General features: G+C 66.9%; 1 protein-coding gene. It reads left to right on the top strand.

Translation table 11 applies throughout. The features are described from left to right. The coding region (locus tag SB719_RS21580) for a hypothetical protein (protein WP_412159949.1) at positions 1 to 251 on the top strand (251 nt) is incomplete at both ends.

Raw genomic sequence — 251 nt, 5'->3', positions numbered from 1 at the left:
GCCGGAAGCGGGCAAGGGTAGCAAGACGTGGAACCTCGCCGACCTGGCTCGCCAGACTCCGGCCGAAGTTGCGGCCAGCGAAGGCACTGAAGCCGTAGGGGCATTCCGTGCCCAGCGTGCCCAGCCGCCCCAAGTAAAGCGCGGCCCGGCGCAATTGCTCGAATACACTGCCAGTACACTGGACAAGAGCCTGGCGGCCTACCGCGCAGGCGACCACGATCAGGCCTATGACCTGTCGGTGGCGGCCTACC

The sequence above is a fragment of the Pantoea sp. SIMBA_079 genome, assembly GCF_046940275.1.
Classification (GTDB): domain Bacteria; phylum Pseudomonadota; class Gammaproteobacteria; order Enterobacterales; family Enterobacteriaceae; genus Pantoea; species Pantoea borealis.
The sequence above is the reverse complement of the archived record's forward strand: the minus strand, read 5'-3'. Positions and strand labels throughout refer to the sequence as shown.